This is a genomic window from Pseudomonas sp. S2_B07 (genome assembly GCF_054668435.1).
The window spans coordinates 4,478,498-4,493,660 of record NZ_CP162769.1 but is presented as its reverse complement, the minus strand read 5'-3'; the positions used below and the strand labels follow the sequence as shown (position 1 = coordinate 4,493,660).

General features: G+C 60.4%; 14 protein-coding genes and 1 pseudogene. 2 read left to right on the top strand and 13 right to left on the bottom strand.

What is annotated here, in order from left to right; translation table 11 throughout:
- Positions 1 to 31 precede the first annotated feature (31 nt).
- Positions 32 to 1,354, top strand: a complete 1,323-nt coding sequence (locus tag AB4N43_RS20630) for a lytic murein transglycosylase (protein ID WP_194940767.1) — start codon at positions 32 to 34, stop codon at positions 1,352 to 1,354.
- A gap of 130 nt (positions 1,355 to 1,484) precedes the next feature.
- Here AB4N43_RS20630 and AB4N43_RS20625 read toward each other — a convergent pair whose 3' ends face one another.
- The 13 genes and pseudogenes from AB4N43_RS20625 to AB4N43_RS20565 form a co-directional block, all read right to left on the bottom strand.
- On the bottom strand, positions 1,485 to 2,435 hold the full coding sequence (locus tag AB4N43_RS20625; protein ID WP_027924291.1) for a S66 peptidase family protein: 951 nt from the start codon (positions 2,433 to 2,435) through the stop codon (positions 1,485 to 1,487).
- Positions 2,436 to 2,610: 175 nt separating this feature from the next.
- Positions 2,611 to 3,636: a lipoyl synthase gene (gene lipA, locus AB4N43_RS20620; RefSeq protein WP_027924292.1), complete on the bottom strand. Its 1,026-nt coding sequence runs from the start codon at positions 3,634 to 3,636 to the stop codon at positions 2,611 to 2,613.
- A gap of 1 nt (position 3,637) precedes the next feature.
- Positions 3,638 to 4,285 (bottom strand): lipoyl(octanoyl) transferase LipB, encoded by a 648-nt coding sequence (lipB, locus tag AB4N43_RS20615; protein WP_027924293.1) that lies wholly within the window; start codon positions 4,283 to 4,285, stop codon positions 3,638 to 3,640.
- Positions 4,285 to 4,560: a DUF493 domain-containing protein gene (locus AB4N43_RS20610; RefSeq protein WP_027924294.1), complete on the bottom strand. Its 276-nt coding sequence runs from the start codon at positions 4,558 to 4,560 to the stop codon at positions 4,285 to 4,287. The genes lipB and AB4N43_RS20610 overlap by 1 nt, the downstream gene beginning before the upstream one ends.
- A gap of 87 nt (positions 4,561 to 4,647) precedes the next feature.
- Complete coding sequence (locus tag AB4N43_RS20605; protein WP_027924295.1) at positions 4,648 to 5,805, bottom strand: D-alanyl-D-alanine carboxypeptidase family protein; 1,158 nt, start codon at positions 5,803 to 5,805, stop codon at positions 4,648 to 4,650.
- 322 nt (positions 5,806 to 6,127) lie between these two features.
- Positions 6,128 to 7,139 (bottom strand): annotated as a pseudogene (locus AB4N43_RS20600) (septal ring lytic transglycosylase RlpA family protein).
- Positions 7,139 to 8,149: a lytic murein transglycosylase B gene (mltB, locus tag AB4N43_RS20595; RefSeq protein ID WP_027924297.1), complete on the bottom strand. Its 1,011-nt coding sequence runs from the start codon at positions 8,147 to 8,149 to the stop codon at positions 7,139 to 7,141. The pseudogene AB4N43_RS20600 and the gene mltB overlap by 1 nt, the downstream one beginning before the upstream one ends.
- Before the next feature lie 17 nt (positions 8,150 to 8,166).
- The gene (rodA, locus tag AB4N43_RS20590; RefSeq protein WP_050590204.1) at positions 8,167 to 9,270 is read right to left on the bottom strand and encodes a rod shape-determining protein RodA; all 1,104 of its coding nucleotides are present in this window, start codon (positions 9,268 to 9,270) and stop codon (positions 8,167 to 8,169) included.
- A gap of 31 nt (positions 9,271 to 9,301) precedes the next feature.
- Positions 9,302 to 11,197 (bottom strand): penicillin-binding protein 2, encoded by a 1,896-nt coding sequence (gene mrdA, locus AB4N43_RS20585; RefSeq protein ID WP_460151900.1) that lies wholly within the window; start codon positions 11,195 to 11,197, stop codon positions 9,302 to 9,304.
- Positions 11,198 to 11,207: 10 nt separating this feature from the next.
- The gene (gene rlmH, locus AB4N43_RS20580; RefSeq protein ID WP_007937439.1) at positions 11,208 to 11,675 is read right to left on the bottom strand and encodes a 23S rRNA (pseudouridine(1915)-N(3))-methyltransferase RlmH; all 468 of its coding nucleotides are present in this window, start codon (positions 11,673 to 11,675) and stop codon (positions 11,208 to 11,210) included.
- Between the two features lie 9 nt (positions 11,676 to 11,684).
- A complete protein-coding gene (gene rsfS / locus AB4N43_RS20575; RefSeq protein WP_123433420.1) occupies positions 11,685 to 12,179 on the bottom strand; it encodes a ribosome silencing factor in 495 nt (164 codons plus the stop codon).
- A 71-nt stretch (positions 12,180 to 12,250) separates the two neighbouring features.
- On the bottom strand, positions 12,251 to 12,877 hold the full coding sequence (gene nadD / locus AB4N43_RS20570) for a nicotinate-nucleotide adenylyltransferase (RefSeq protein WP_172825927.1): 627 nt from the start codon (positions 12,875 to 12,877) through the stop codon (positions 12,251 to 12,253).
- A 64-nt stretch (positions 12,878 to 12,941) separates the two neighbouring features.
- The gene (locus AB4N43_RS20565) at positions 12,942 to 14,213 is read right to left on the bottom strand and encodes a glutamate-5-semialdehyde dehydrogenase (protein ID WP_027924302.1); all 1,272 of its coding nucleotides are present in this window, start codon (positions 14,211 to 14,213) and stop codon (positions 12,942 to 12,944) included.
- A 189-nt stretch (positions 14,214 to 14,402) separates the two neighbouring features.
- Here AB4N43_RS20565 and AB4N43_RS20560 point away from each other — a divergent pair, with 189 nt between their 5' ends.
- Positions 14,403 to 15,101, top strand: coding sequence for a DNA-3-methyladenine glycosylase (locus AB4N43_RS20560; protein WP_027924303.1), 699 nt, complete (start codon positions 14,403 to 14,405; stop codon positions 15,099 to 15,101).
- Positions 15,102 to 15,163 lie beyond the last annotated feature (62 nt).

Genomic DNA, 15,163 nt, shown 5'->3' with positions numbered 1-15,163 from the left:
TGTACCTGATTCGTATCTTCTGGACCTGTGCATGCCCCTTCGTCTTTCCCGTCGTTGGCCCGTTCGCCAACTGATCGCTGCCTCCAGCCTCATTTTGCTTGTCGCCTGCGCGGAAAAACCAACCGCCGCCGACGCCCAGCCACTGCAAACCCTTCCCGTCGCGACAGCCCCTGCGGTCATTCCGCCCGTGGTGCCGGCCGGAGAAAACCTCGACATCCAGCCCACCCAGACGTTCGCCGAATGGCAAGCAGGTTTCCGCAAAGACGCACTGAACGCCGGTATCCGCGCCGATCTGTTCGACCACGCCTTTGCCAATGTCAGTTTCGACCCCAGCGTAATCCGTGCGGATCGCAGCCAACCGGAATTTTCCCGTCCAGTGTGGGAATACCTCGACGGCGCCCTTTCTCCACTGCGAGTACGTAAAGGCCAAGCGCTGATCAGCGAAAACGCGGCCCTCCTGCAAAGCATCGAACAGCGTTATGGCGTCGACCGCCAGGCACTCGTGTCGGTGTGGGGCATGGAAAGTAACTTCGGTCAGTTCCAGGGCAGCAAGTCGGTCATCAACTCCCTGGCGACCCTGGCGTACGAAGGCCGGCGCCCCGGCTTTGCCCACGATCAACTGATCGCCGCCCTGCAAATCCTGCAACAGGGGGATATCACACCCGATAAGATGCTCGGTTCCTGGGCCGGCGCCATGGGCCAGACCCAATTCATCCCGACGACTTACAACACCCACGCTGTCGACTTCGATGGTGACGGTCGCCGTGACATCTGGAACAGCCCCGCCGACGCCCTGGCCTCGACCGCGCATTACCTGCAAAGCTCCGGCTGGCAGAACGGCCAGCCGTGGGGCTTTGAAGTGCAACTGCCAAGCAGTTTCAACTACGTCCTGGCCGATGGCACAATTCGCAAAAGCGTCGCCGAATGGTTGCAACTGGGGGTTTCTCTGCCCGCTGGCGCTCGGATTCCGCCAGGCTCGGAACACCTCTCCGCAGCCCTGCTGCTGCCGGCCGGTTACCGTGGCCCGGCATTCCTGGTGCTCGACAACTTCCGCGCGATTCTCAAGTACAACAATTCGTCGTCCTATGCGTTGGCGGTGAGTCTGTTGTCCGAACGCTTCAATGGTTCGGGGCTGATCAGCGGCACCTGGCCGAAAGATGATTTGCCGTTGAGCCGTACCGAGCGCATGGAATTGCAGAGCCTGTTGAGTGCCCAGAACTACGACGCGGGCATCCCGGATGGCATTATCGGCGCCAATACACGCAAAGCGATCCGCAGTGCACAGCAGTCGTTTGGCTGGCCGGCGGATGGATATCCGACGCACAAGTTGCTGGAAGGTTTGCGTAACCGCTAGAAGCATCGTCGGAACGCCGCCCGGAACAAGCCCGCTCCCACATTGGTTCTGTGTACGACACAAAACCTGTGGGAGCGACGGCGCGACGATTCGACTTGCTCGCGATGACGGACTATCAGGCGACGAAGCTCTAAGCCTTGACCACCACATCCTGCTCCAGCACCAACTCCTTCTTCCCCGCATCCAATCGAACCAAAGCCCCCATCGGCAACGTCAGGTTCGGATCACAATGCCCGCTACGCCAACCAGCCAGCACCGGAATCCGCAACGGCTCGAAGGTCTGCTTGAGCAACCGCTCCAGCGCGACCGCATCAACCCCCGCCACATCCCCTACCAAAACCCCGCGCAGCTTGCCCAGCGCACCCGCCAACCGCAAATGGGTCAGCAGCCGGTCTATGCGATACAGCGGCTCGTTGACGTCCTCGATCAACAGGATCACGCCCTCGGCTTCCAATTCGTAGGGCGTGCCCATGGTCGCGGCAATCATCGACAGGTTACCGCCAAGCAAACGCCCGTGAGCGATGCCTGGCTCAATCGTGGTCAACGGCCAGGCCACCGGGTGCGAAATGACGCTACCGGCCTTCACCTGGCCTCTGAGCATGTTGAAAAACGATGACTCGGTAGGTTTCTGCTTGTCGCCCAGCAGATCGGCATTGAGCAACGGACCATGGAAGGTCACGAAACCGGCATAACGACTGATCGCCAGATGCAGCGCCGTGATGTCGCTGTAGCCGATGAACGGTTTGGCGTTGTTTTGCAGCAGTTCGAAATCGATACGGTCAAGCAAACGCGGCGTGCCATAACCACCGCGCAGGCAGATGATGGCATCCACCTCGGGATCCGCGAACGCCGCGTGCAGATCATTGAGCCGCACCTCGTCACTGCCGGCCAGATAACCCTCCTTCTCGTACACCCCGGGAAATACCCGCAGCGCATAGCCGCGAGCGCGCATCCAGGCGATGGCCTTGTCAGTGTCCAGCCCGGCAGGGCCGGCGGGTGCAATCACGCCGATCAACCCTTCCAACGGCAAGGCTGGAACAGGTTTATGCGGATACAGCGTGTGGGTCGGTCGAACGGTCATCCATGAATCTCCCTGCGCGAAAATCTTCAGCACACAGTAGTCAGGAACGGGGACAAACAGAAGAGGCTCAGTCGCCCGCCGGTTACAGGAAAAAACACTGGCTGGCGCAGGCCAGGCAAAAAAACGCCCGCAAGGCCTGAAAAGCCATGCGGGCGCCTTTTATGTCATCGCCAAATTACAGGGACGAGATCAGCTCGGCTTTGACCAGCTTCGCCTGCTCATCGGCATGGTACGAGGAACGTACCAGCGGGCCGGAAGCGACGTTCTTGAAGCCCATCTTGTAACCTTCCTCGGCGAACCAGGCGAAGGTGTCCGGGTGCACAAAACGCTGCACCGGCAAGTGGCTGCGGGACGGTTGCAGGTACTGGCCCAGAGTCAGCATGTCGATGTCGTGTTCGCGCATGCGCTTCATGACTTCGATGACTTCTTCGTCGGTTTCGCCCAGGCCCAGCATCAGGCCGGACTTGGTTGGAATGTGCGGCATCATCTGCTTGAAGCGTTGCAGCAGGGTCAGCGACCACTGGTAATCCGACCCCGGACGCGCAGCCTTGTACAGGCGCGGCACGGTTTCCAGGTTGTGGTTGAACACATCTGGCGGCTCGGCCGCGGTGATTTCCAGCGCCACGTCCATACGGCCACGGTAATCCGGGACCAGGGTTTCGAGCTGCACGTTAGGCGACAGCTTGCGGATCTCGCGGATGCAGTCGGCAAAGTGCTGGGCACCACCGTCACGCAGGTCGTCGCGATCAACCGAGGTGATCACCACGTACTTGAGTTTCAGGTCGGCGATGGCGATGGCCAGGCTTTGCGGCTCATTGACGTCCAGTGGTTTCGGACGGCCGTGGCCGACGTCGCAGAACGGGCAGCGACGGGTGCAGATGTCGCCCATGATCATGAACGTCGCGGTGCCGCCGGAGAAGCACTCGCCCAGGTTCGGGCAGGACGCTTCTTCGCACACGCTGTGCAGCTTGTGTTTGCGCAGCAGGGCCTTGATGCGGTCGACTTCCGGGGAAACCGGGATGCGCACGCGAATCCAGTCGGGTTTCTTCGGCAGTTCGGTGGTCGGAATGATCTTCACCGGGATACGTGCAACCTTCTCGGCGCCGCGCAGCTTGACGCCGGCTTCAACCTTGGCACGCGGGGCCGGACGCTCGGTGACATCGAGCGTCGGGATCATGGTTTGCACTGCATCAGTAGTCATATCAGTCGATTCCGCCCGTTAGGGTCGTCTGCTCAGCATAGTCGAGGTGTTTGACGAGCTGCGCGCGCAGCCGGGCACTTACCTCGGCAAATTCAATCGGTCCTGCGTGATCGCTCAGCTGGGTCATCGCCAGCCCGGCGTAGCCGCAGGGATTAATTCGTCGAAACGGTTCCAGGTTCATGTCCACGTTCAGGGCAAGGCCATGAAAGGAACAACCGTGGCGGATCCGCAGCCCCAGGGACGCGATTTTCGCCCCGTCGACATAGACACCCGGTGCGTCCGGCTTGGCGGCGGCAGTGACGCCGTAACTCGCCAGCAGTTCGATCAGGCACAGTTCCATGCGGGTGACCAGGTCACGCACACCAAACCCGAGTTTGCGTACGTCCAGCAGCAGATAAGCCACCAGTTGGCCGGGCCCGTGATAAGTCACCTGCCCGCCCCGGTCGACCTGTACCACCGGAATATCTCCCGGCAGCAACAAGTGCTCGGCCTTGCCAGCCTGCCCCTGGGTAAACACTGGCGGGTGCTCGACCAGCCAGATTTCGTCGGCAGCCTCGGTGCCGCGTTCGTTGGTGAAGCGTTGCATGGCATGCCAGACCGGCTCGTAAGCCATCTGGCCGAGCTCACGAAAGCCCAGCGTGCCAGACATCACAACACCATGTGCACGAAGCCGGTAGCCCGCAGTTCGCTGTTGATGTTGTACAGCTGGTCCTGATCGGTGGCGACGATGTGCAACTGAATCGTGGTGTATTTGCCATTGGTGCTTTGACGCTCGTCGATGCGGTCATCATTGATGGTCGCATGCTTCTTGACGATGTCGATAATCTTGTCTTTGTTGCCCACGCCAGTATCGCTGATCACCTTAACCGGGTAATCAACGTTGGGAAATTCGATCTTTGGCGCCTTTACTTCGGTATCGGTCATGGCGTAACGGCCTCGTAAGCGTAAGCCGTGGCGACGGGCATGACCCCGCGCCGGATCAGCGCGAAGTCATGCAGGTGCACACTGTATTCAGTTGAAGATGCTGTAGAAGAATAGACGGATGCTATCCCACATACGGCGGAAGATACCACCTTCCTCGACAGCGTCCAGAGCGATCAGGTCGGCGCTGTGCACCACTTTGTCGTCCAGTTTCACTTCGACTTTACCGATCACGTCGCCCTTGGCGATTGGCGCAACCAGTTGCGGGTTCATGGTCATGCTGGCGGCGAGCTTTTTCAGCTGGCCTTTTGGCAGGGTCATGGTCAGGTCTTCAGCCAGGCCGGCTTTGACTTGATTGGTCGCGCCTTTCCAGACAGGAGCCTGAGCCAGCTCGGCGCCTTTCTGATAGAAGGTCTGGGTTTCGAAGAAGCGGAAACCGTAAGTCAGCAGTTTCTGGGTTTCGGCGGCGCGAGCCACTTCGCTGTTGGTGCCGAACACCACGGCGATCAGGCGCATGCCATCACGTACGGCCGAAGACACCATGCAGTAGCCGGCTTCGTCGGTGTGACCGGTCTTCAGACCGTCGACCGTCTTGTCGCGCCACAGCAGCAGGTTGCGGTTAGGCTGCTTGATGCCGTTCCAGAAGAACTCTTTCTGCGAGTAGATCGCGTAGTGAGCAGGGTCTTCGTGGATGATCGCGCGAGCCAGCACGGCCATGTCGTGAGCCGACGAGTAGTGCTCAGGGTTTGGCAGACCGGTCGGGTTCATGAAGTGGGTGTTGGTCATGCCCAGGTCAGCCACGGTTTTGTTCATCACGTCGGCGAAAGCGTCTTCGCTGCCGGCGATGTGCTCGGAGAGCGCAACACTGGCGTCGTTACCCGACTGGATGATGATGCCGTGCAGCAGGTCGCTGACGGTGACCTGCGAGCCCACCTTGATGAACATCCGCGAACCGCCGGTACGCCAGGCGTTTTCGCTGACGGTCACCGGGTCGTTTTCGCCGATCTGGCCACGACGGATTTCCAGGGTCGCGATGTACGCGGTCATCAGCTTGGTCAGGCTGGCCGGCGGCAGACGCTGATCACCATTGTTCTCGACCAGCACGTTGCCGCTGCTGGCATCCATGAGCACATAGGCCTTGGCGGCCAGTTGTGGGGGTGATGGCATCACCTCGACCGCGAACGCGGCGGGCGAGAGGAGCAGCGGGACTAACAGGAACAGGCGTTTGGCAAAGGTGGTGATGTTCATCCGTCTCTCGAAATCGCTAATGGAAACTGCCCAGGGGCAAAACTATTCAGACAACCTTCAGGCTTTGTCCAAAACTGCCTGCGCGACGATCATGCGGCGTTAAAAACAGCCTCGGAATGCTCATGTAGGTCCCCTACACTCCGCTTCCCCACCTGTTTTTGCCTTGCCTGATCGCCGCTCGGCGAGTTTTCGGACAAACCCTACGGGTCATCGCGTGTTCAGTTGTTCACTCAGAACCCTTGCCGGGCTTTTGTTCTTTAACGAGCCAACAACCAGGTCCGCCCCCCAAACTGCAAGCGAACCTTCAATCAAGTACTACGTATTACTCGGCGGTAACCAGACTCGGCGAACCGAGATTGGCCATGCGCACGCTGTTCTGCACTTGCTGGATTTCACCCGGAGAACCGATGGGCCCCAGACGCACCCGATGCAGTGTCTGTTGGTTGCGCACGATCGAGCTGATGAACACCGGAGCGCTCACCATCCCGCTGAGCTTCGATCTCAGGAGTTCTGCAGCGTCCGGGTTGGCGAACGCGCCCACCTGCAGATACTGGCCAGAGGCTGGTACAGAAGCGTTTTTTTGCATCAAGCTGAACAGGCACGACGGCCGCGGCGTGTTGCTGCGGTGGCGGCGTCCATTGCTCGACGGTGCCGGCCGAGGCCGTAATCACCGGCGCGCTATTTTGCGCAACTTGCGGCTCGTTGAGCATCAAAGGCGCCGGACGGCCTTTTTGTGCCCACCACTGTTGCGGGTCGATCCCCTCGACCTTGACCCGCGCCGTGCCGATTTCGGCATAACCGAGCTTTTTGGCGGCGGCATAGGACAAGTCGATGATGCGGTCCGAATAGAACGGCCCACGGTCGTTGACCCGCAGGATCACGCTCTTGTTGTTGTCCAGATTGGTCACCCGAACGTAACTTGGCAGTGGCAATGTCTTGTGTGCGGCACTCATGCCGTACAGGTCATACACCTCGCCATTGGCGGTGTTCTGGCCGTGAAACTTGGTGCCATACCAGGACGCCGTGCCCGAGGCGACGTAGGTCTTGGATTCTTGCAACGGGAAATAGGTCTTGCCCAGCACCGTGTACGGGTTGGCCTTGTAAGGACCGGTGTGCAGGGTCGGCGTGGCATCCGGGATGCGCGATACGTCGACATCCCACCATGGCGCGCCATCTTTGTGGGCGCGGTTGATGTCCAGCCCCGGCGTAGCACGCACGGCGGTGGACGAGGACTTCTGAGCCGGCGCGCGACTGGTCGAGCAACTGGCAAGCAGCACCGCCAATGCGGCGAAAGCCATGAGCTTCAGGGGTTTATTCATAGGCAATGCCCGCATTACTTGACGCCCCGTGCTTGGACCAGCTGTTCAGACAGTTGATGTACGGCCATGGCGTACATCACGCTGCGGTTATAACGCGTGATCGCGTAGAAATTCTTCAGGCCCATCCAGTACTCGGGGCCATTGTCACCTTCCAGGCGGAAAGCCGTGACCGGCATATCATCGCGCAGCGCATCATGACTTGACCACCCCAGCGCCCGCAACTCCCCTACGGTTTTAACCGGCTCGATACCCGTGGTCAAACCTTCGTCGACCTGTTCACCCCGAACATCGGCGCGGCTGACCACCGGCTCGCCGGCCTCCCACCCGTGACGCTTGAAGTAACTGGCAACGCTGCCAATGGCATCGTCCGGGTTGTTCCAGATATTGATGTGGCCGTCGCCGTCGAAGTCCACGGCATACGCGCGAAAACTGCTCGGCATGAACTGCGGCAAGCCCATGGCGCCGGCGTATGAGCCCTTGAGGGTCAACGGATCGACCTGCTCTTCCCGGGCCAGCAGCAAGAACTCACGCAGTTCCTTGCGGAAAAACTCGGCACGGGGAGGATAGTCGAAACCCAGGGTCGACAACGCGTCGATCACCCGGTAATTACCGGTATTACGCCCGAAAAAGGTTTCAACGCCGATGATCGAGACAATCACCTGCGCCGGTACGCCGTATTCCTGCTCGGCACGCGCCAGCACTGCTTCGTGCTGACGCCAGAAGTCCACACCACGGGCGATGCGCGCGTCAGTGATAAACATCGGCCGGTATTCGTTCCACTGCTTGACCCGCTCGGCGGGCTTCGAGATCGCGTCCAGAATCGACTGCTTGCGCTCGGCTTCGCGGAACACGCCCATGAGCTGTTCACCGGCGAAACCGTAGTCGCGGGTCATTTCACCGACGAATTCGGCCACCTGGGGTGAGCCTTCGTAATCGCCAGCCAACGCGTCCTGCGTTGTGCCAAGGATGCTTACCAGGCCGACCCATGGCGCGTATCGAGTCACCCAGCCACGCATTACTTGCATTGAACTCTTCACCTTATTCAAACCTGAGCGATCCACTTACGATGGGTATGGATCGACATCAAAACCCCAAACGCTGACAGCAGCGTCACCAGCGAAGTTCCTCCGTAGCTAATGAACGGCAACGGCACCCCCACAACCGGCAACAGGCCACTGACCATACCGATGTTGACGAAAACGTAAACAAAAAACGTCATGGTCAGGCTGCCCGCGAGCAATTTGCCGAACAATGTCTGCGCCTGGGCGGTAATCACCAGACCCCGTCCGATCAGCAGCAGGTAGATCAGCAGCAACGCGCAAATACCCACCAGGCCGAACTCTTCGCCCAACACCGCAATAATGAAGTCGGTGTGGCTTTCCGGCAGGAAGTCCAGGTGCGACTGGGTGCCCAGCAGCCAGCCCTTGCCGAACACACCACCGGAACCGATGGCGGCTTTCGACTGAATGATGTTCCAGCCAGTGCCCAGCGGATCACTCTCCGGATCGAGGAACGTCAGGATTCGCTGCTTCTGGTAGTCGTGCATGATGAAAAACCACATCGCCACGGCCACAGGCACGGCCGCCGCCAGCACGCTGATGATCCAGCGCCACTTCAAGCCCCCCATAAACAGCACAAACGCACCGCCTGCCAGGATCAGCAGCGATGTCCCCAGGTCCGGTTGCCGCACGATCAGGATGAACGGCAAACCGATCAGGAACAGACTGACCGCTACGTGCTTGAGTTGCGGCGGCAAAGTGCGCTTGGACAGGTACCAGGCGATGGTCGCCGGCATCAGGATCTTCATGAACTCCGAGGGCTGGAAGCGGATCACACCGGGGATGTTGATCCAGCGCGTGGCACCCATGGCGTTGTGGCCCATGACGTCTACCACCACCAGCAACAACACGCCAAGCACATAACCGACCGGCACCCAACGCGCCATGAATCGCGGCTCGAACTGTGCGATGACGATCATCGACACCAGGCCGATGCCGAATGACGTGGCTTGCTTGGCCAGCAGGTCCCAGCTCTTTCCGCTGGCCGAATACAGCACGAACAGGCTGCCGGCGGCGAGGGTCAGCAGCAGAATCAACAACGGGCCATCGATATGCAGGCGCTGCAACAGCGTGGCACGACGACGCATCACATCCTCACTGGAGAGCATGCGATCAAAATTATTCATCACGGGCTGTAGCCTCTGCGCTGATAGGGCTGGCGTACTCGGCTTTAAGTCGGCCGTCCTGGTCCAGGAGCCAGGCGTCCATGACTTGACGCACCACTGGCGCGGCGACCCCGGAACCGGACTCACCGTTCTCGACCATCACCGACACCACGATTTGCGGGTTGTCGGCCGGCGCGAAGCCGACAAACAAGGCGTGGTCGCGGTGGCGTTCCTGAACCTTGGAGCGATCGTACTTCTCGCCCTGCTTGATCGCGACCACCTGGGCCGTACCACTTTTGCCGGCGATCCGGTATTGCGCGCCAATCGATGCCTTGCGCGCGGTACCACGAGCGCCGTGCATTACCTGCTGCATCCCGTGGTTGACCTTGGTCCAGTCCGACGGATCGCGCAGGACGATGTCCGGCATCGGGTTTTCATCTTTCGGCTTCTCGCCTTCGACGGTCTTGGCCAGGTGCGGACGGTTCCACACACCTTTGTTAGCCACCAGCGCCGTGGCCTGGGCCAGTTGCAGCGGCGTGGACTGCATGTAGCCCTGGCCGATTCCGAGAATCAGGGTTTCACCCGGGAACCAGGCCTGGCGACGGGTCGCACGCTTCCATTCGCGGGACGGCATCAGGCCCGTTGATTCTTCGAACATGTCCAGCGAGACCTTCTGGCCAATACCGAATTTGCCCAGATACGCCGACAAGCGATCGATTCCCAGCTTGTGGGCCAGATCATAGAAGTAGGTGTCGTTGGACCGCATGATCGCCGTGTCCAGATCCACGTAGCCGTCGCCGGTACGGTTCCAGTTACGGTATTTGTGATCGTAGTTGGGCAGTTGGTAATAACCGGGATCGAACACGCGGGTCGATGCGGTGACCACCCCCGAATCCAGACCGGCAATCGCCACCGCCGGCTTGATGGTCGAGCCCGGCGGGTACAGTCCGCGCAGCACGCGGTTGAACAAAGGCCGGTCGATCGAGTCGCGCAGTTCGGAATAGGCCTTGAAGCTGATGCCGGTCACGAACAGGTTCGGGTCGAAACTCGGCTGACTGACCATCGCCAGCACTTCGCCGGTTTTCGGGTCCAGCGCAACGACTGCACCACGGCGACCGCCGAGTGCGGCTTCGGCGGCTTCCTGCAATTTGATGTCCAGGCTCAGGACGATGTCCTTGCCGGGAATCGGATCGGTACGCTTGAGCACACGCAAAACGCGGCCCCGTGCGTTGGTTTCGACTTCCTCGTAACCCACCTGACCGTGCAGCTCAGGCTCGTAAAAGCGCTCGATGCCGGTCTTGCCGATGTGGTGGGTGCCGCTGTAATTGACCGGATCGAGAGATTTCAGCTCTTTCTCGTTGATCCGCCCCATGTACCCGACCGAGTGCGCAAAATGTGCGCCCTGCGGGTAGTGACGCACCAACTGCGCCACCACTTCCACGCCAGGCAGACGGAACTGATTCACCGCGATCCGGGCGATTTGCTCTTCGGTCAGTTCGAACAGGATCGGCACCGGCTCGAACGGCCGGCGCCCCTGACGCATGCGTTTCTCGAAGATCACCCGGTCCTCGGGCGTCAGCTCCAGCACTTCGACGATCACGTCGAGCACTTGCTGCCAGTCGCCGGAGCGCTCGCGGGTCATGCTCAGGCTGAAGCTGGGCCGGTTATCGGCCACCACCACGCCATTGCGGTCAAAGATCAGTCCGCGCGTCGGCGGAATCGGCTGCACATGGACACGGTTGTTTTCCGACAGGGTCGAGTGGTACTCGTACTGGATGACCTGAAGGAAATACAGCCGCGCAATCAGCACACAAATAAGCGTCACGACCGCAATGGCACCGAACACGACACGGCCACGCACCAGACGGGCGTCTTTTTCGTGGTCCTTGATACGGATCGGCTGAGACATGAGGGCAGAACTACTTGTGGTAAGGGTGACCGGACAAGACTGTCCAGGCACGATACAGCTGTTCGCCGATCAGAATACGCACCAGCGGGTGCGGCAACGTCAACGGCGACAATGACCAGCGCTGATCGGCTCGGGCACAGACTTCCGGCGCCAGCCCTTCGGGACCGCCGACCATGAAATTCACCGTGCGCGAGTCCAGGCGCCAGCGATCGAGTTCGACCGCCAGCTGCTCGGTGCTCCAGGGCTTGCCGTGGACTTCGAGGGTGACAACACGCTCATTCGGCCCGACCTTGGCCAGCATGGCTTCGCCTTCCTGACGGATGAAGCGCGCCACGTCGGCGTTCTTGCCACGGGTATTGAGCGGTATTTCCACCAGTTCCAGCGCCAGCTCGGACGGAAGACGCTTGGCATATTCATGCCAGCCTTCTTCCACCCACTTGGGCATCCGTGAACCGACGGCGATCAGTCGCAGTCGCACAGCGGGCCCTTATTGCTGGTCTTTGTTGAGCTTGATGAAATGCTCGTGGGTGTTTTCCGGGCTGTGGTGAGCCGCGTTCAGCGCACGGCTCTGTTCAGCGCCGGACCACAGACGTTCCAGGTCGTAGAACTGGCGAGCGGAGGCGGTCATCATGTGAACGATGACGTCGTCCATGTCCAGCAGGACCCAGTCGCTGTCGCCCTTGCCTTCTTCACCCAATGGCTTGACGCCCTGGGCTTTGACGGCTTCGCGAACCTTGTCCAGCATCGCGCCGATCTGGCGGTTCGAAGTACCGGTAGCGATGATCATGAAGTCAGTGATGCTCTGCTTTTCACGAACGTCGATGACCTGGATATCCTGGGCCTTGACGTCTTCCAGGGCGGCTACGGCAACCTTGACCAGTTCTTCACCGCGCAGCTCCGGCCCGGTTGGCGCCTCTACTGGCAGTGGAGCGCTTTTGAATGTGCCTTTGCGCTTTACTTTAGCTACGTCTTTGTCAGTCATATAAAACTCGTTTTGCTCGTATGTTCGGGGGCTTCGATACACGTGATCACGTGCTTGAAGCGCGCCTCTTTTCAGTTCGACGCACGGTAAAGTCCGTGCGCATCGATGTAGGCCAGGACCGCGTCGGGCACCAGGAAACGTACCGACTTACCGCTGGCCAGCAGTTGACGGATCTGGGTGGCGGATACCGCGAGCGGTGTCTGCCAGACGAATGCAATCTGTCCGCTCGGCCCTTTGAGGGCCAGCGGGTCGCTCACCGAGCGCGCTGCCAGCAGGTTGCGCAAGGCATCCGGCGGTTCGCTGTCGGCATCCGGGCGTTGCAGCACCAGGATGTGGCAATGCTGGAGCAACTCTTCCCAGCGGTGCCAAGTGGGCAGGCCGCAAAATGCGTCCCAGCCCAAAAGTAGAAAAACCTGGGTCTGGGCGGCCAGTTCGGCGCGCATCAGTTCCAGGGTATCGATAGTGTAGGACGGTTTGTCCCGCTGCAGTTCGCGGGCATCCACCACTAACGGTGCCACACCGGCCACCGCGCACTCGACCATCGCCAGACGGTCTTTTGCCGACACCTGCGGCGTACCGCGATGCGGCGGCCTGGCACTGGGTGTCAGACGCAATTCATCGAGTGCCAACGACTCGGCGACTTCCAGCGCACCGCGCAGATGGCCGATGTGCACCGGGTCGAACGTGCCGCCCAGCATGCCAATGCGCCGAGGTTGAGGCTCGTTTGCGGTGGCTGGGGCTGTCGGGTCGAGGTCGCCCAAGTCAGACCGACGCCTGGCCGCGCAACTGGCCATCACCGACCACGATGTACTTCTCGCAGGTCAGACCTTCGAGGCCCACCGGGCCGCGGGCGTGCAGCTTATCAGTAGAAATGCCAATCTCGGCACCCAATCCGTATTCAAAGCCATCGGCGAAGCACGTCGGGGTGTTGATCATTACCGACGATGAATCGACTTGCGCGACGAAACGCCGCGTATCGGCGAGGTTTTCGCTGACAATCGAGTCGGTGTGATGGGAGCCGTACTTATTAATATGCTCGATGGCCTGGTCCAGCCCGTCGACCACGCGGATCGACAGAATCGGCGCCAGGTATTCGGTGGTCCAGTCTTCTTCAGTAACCGTGACCGCATCGATGATCGCCCGCGTGCGTTCGCAGCCGCGCAGTTCAACGCCTTTTTCGCGGAACTGGGCAGCCATCGACGGCAGGAAATCCTTGGCAACGGTCTGGTCCACCAGCAGCGTTTCCATCGCGCCACAGATGCCATAACGGTATGTCTTGGCGTTGAACGCGATGCGCTGGGCTTTCGCCAGGTCGGCATGCTCACTCACGTAAACGTGGCAGATCCCGTCCAGGTGCTTGATCACCGGCACGCGGGCGTCACGACTGACGCGTTCGATCAGGCCACGGCCACCACGGGGCACGATGACGTCGACGTATTCCGGCATGCTGATCAGCGCGCCAACGGCGGCACGGTCGGTGGTTTCAACCACTTGCACCACGGCGGCCGGCAGTTCGGCTTCGGCCAGTCCGCGCTGGATGCAGGCGGCGATGGCACGGTTGGAATGAATGGCTTCGGAACCGCCACGCAGGATCGTCGCGTTACCGGACTTCAGGCACAGGCTGGCGGCGTCGATGGTCACGTTCGGCCGGGATTCGTAGATGATCCCGATCACGCCCAACGGCACACGCATCTTGCCAACCTGAATACCCGACGGGCGAAAGCTCATGTCACGAATCGCGCCGACCGGGTCCGGCAATGCGGCCACCTGGCGCAAGCCGACGATCATGCCGTCGATGCGTTCCGGGGTCAGCGCCAGACGCTCCAGCAAGGCAGGTTCAAGACCATTGGCGCGACCCGCGGCCAAATCCAGTTCGTTGGCAGCCGTCAGCTCAGCGCGTGCAGCGTCCAGCGCATTGGCAGCGGCCTGCAAGGCGCGGTTTTTCTGCGCGGTGCTGGCGCAGCCGATGACGCGAGAAGCCTCGCGGGCAGCGCGACCCAGGCGGGTCATGTAGTCAAGAACGGACTCAGTCATGGTCTGTGGTGGTCTTTGCTAAGGTCTTGGTAAAGAGTAAAGCGGCAGATTATAGCTGTCGCGTCCCGGGACTAACAGCGGTGACGGGCGGATGGTCGAAATCGAGGGCAATTTGCCGACGTTCAGCCGGGATTAAGCTGCAAATTGTTATCATCACCGCTCAATCAGCCCTGATAAACGCCGTTCATCATGTCCAACCTGACTGTTCGAGCGTCCGCTTCGAGCCTGCCCACGGGGCTCCCGGATGCGTTTTTCGACCGCGACGCACAAACACTGGCCCGGGATTTACTCGGCAAAATCATCCGTCACCGGGTTGGTGACCTGTGGCTCAGCGCCCGGATTATCGAAACCGAAGCCTATTACTTCGAAGAAAAAGGCAGCCACGCCTCCCTCGGCTACACAGAAAAGCGTAAGGCTTTGTTTCTGGATGGCGGTCACATCTATATGTATTACGCCCGTGGCGGCGACTCCTTGAACTTCAGCGCTCAGGGCCCGGGCAACGCGGTACTGATCAAATCCGCCTATCCGTGGGTCGACGAATTGAGCGGGCCGGCAAGCCTGGCGCAGATGCTGTTGAACAACCCCGACACCCAAGGCCGCCCTCGCCCGACGCAAAAGCTGTGCGCCGGACAGACATTGCTGTGCAAGGCGCTGGGTTTGAAGGTGCCGGTCTGGGATGCCAAGCGATTTGACCATGAGGTGTTGCTGGTTGAGGACGTCGGTCCGGCGCCAGCCCACGTCATTCAAACCACGCGCCTGGGGATCCCCCATGGGCGCGATGAACACTTGATGTACCGCTTCGTCGATGCTGCTTATGCACCGTATTGCACACGGAACCCGCTGCGACGGGGGCAGGTCGAAGGTCGCGATTATTTTCTACTGTCTTGATTTGATGACCAGAAACCTGCAGGAGCGAGCCTGCTCGCGATAGCGGAGTATCAGGCGACATC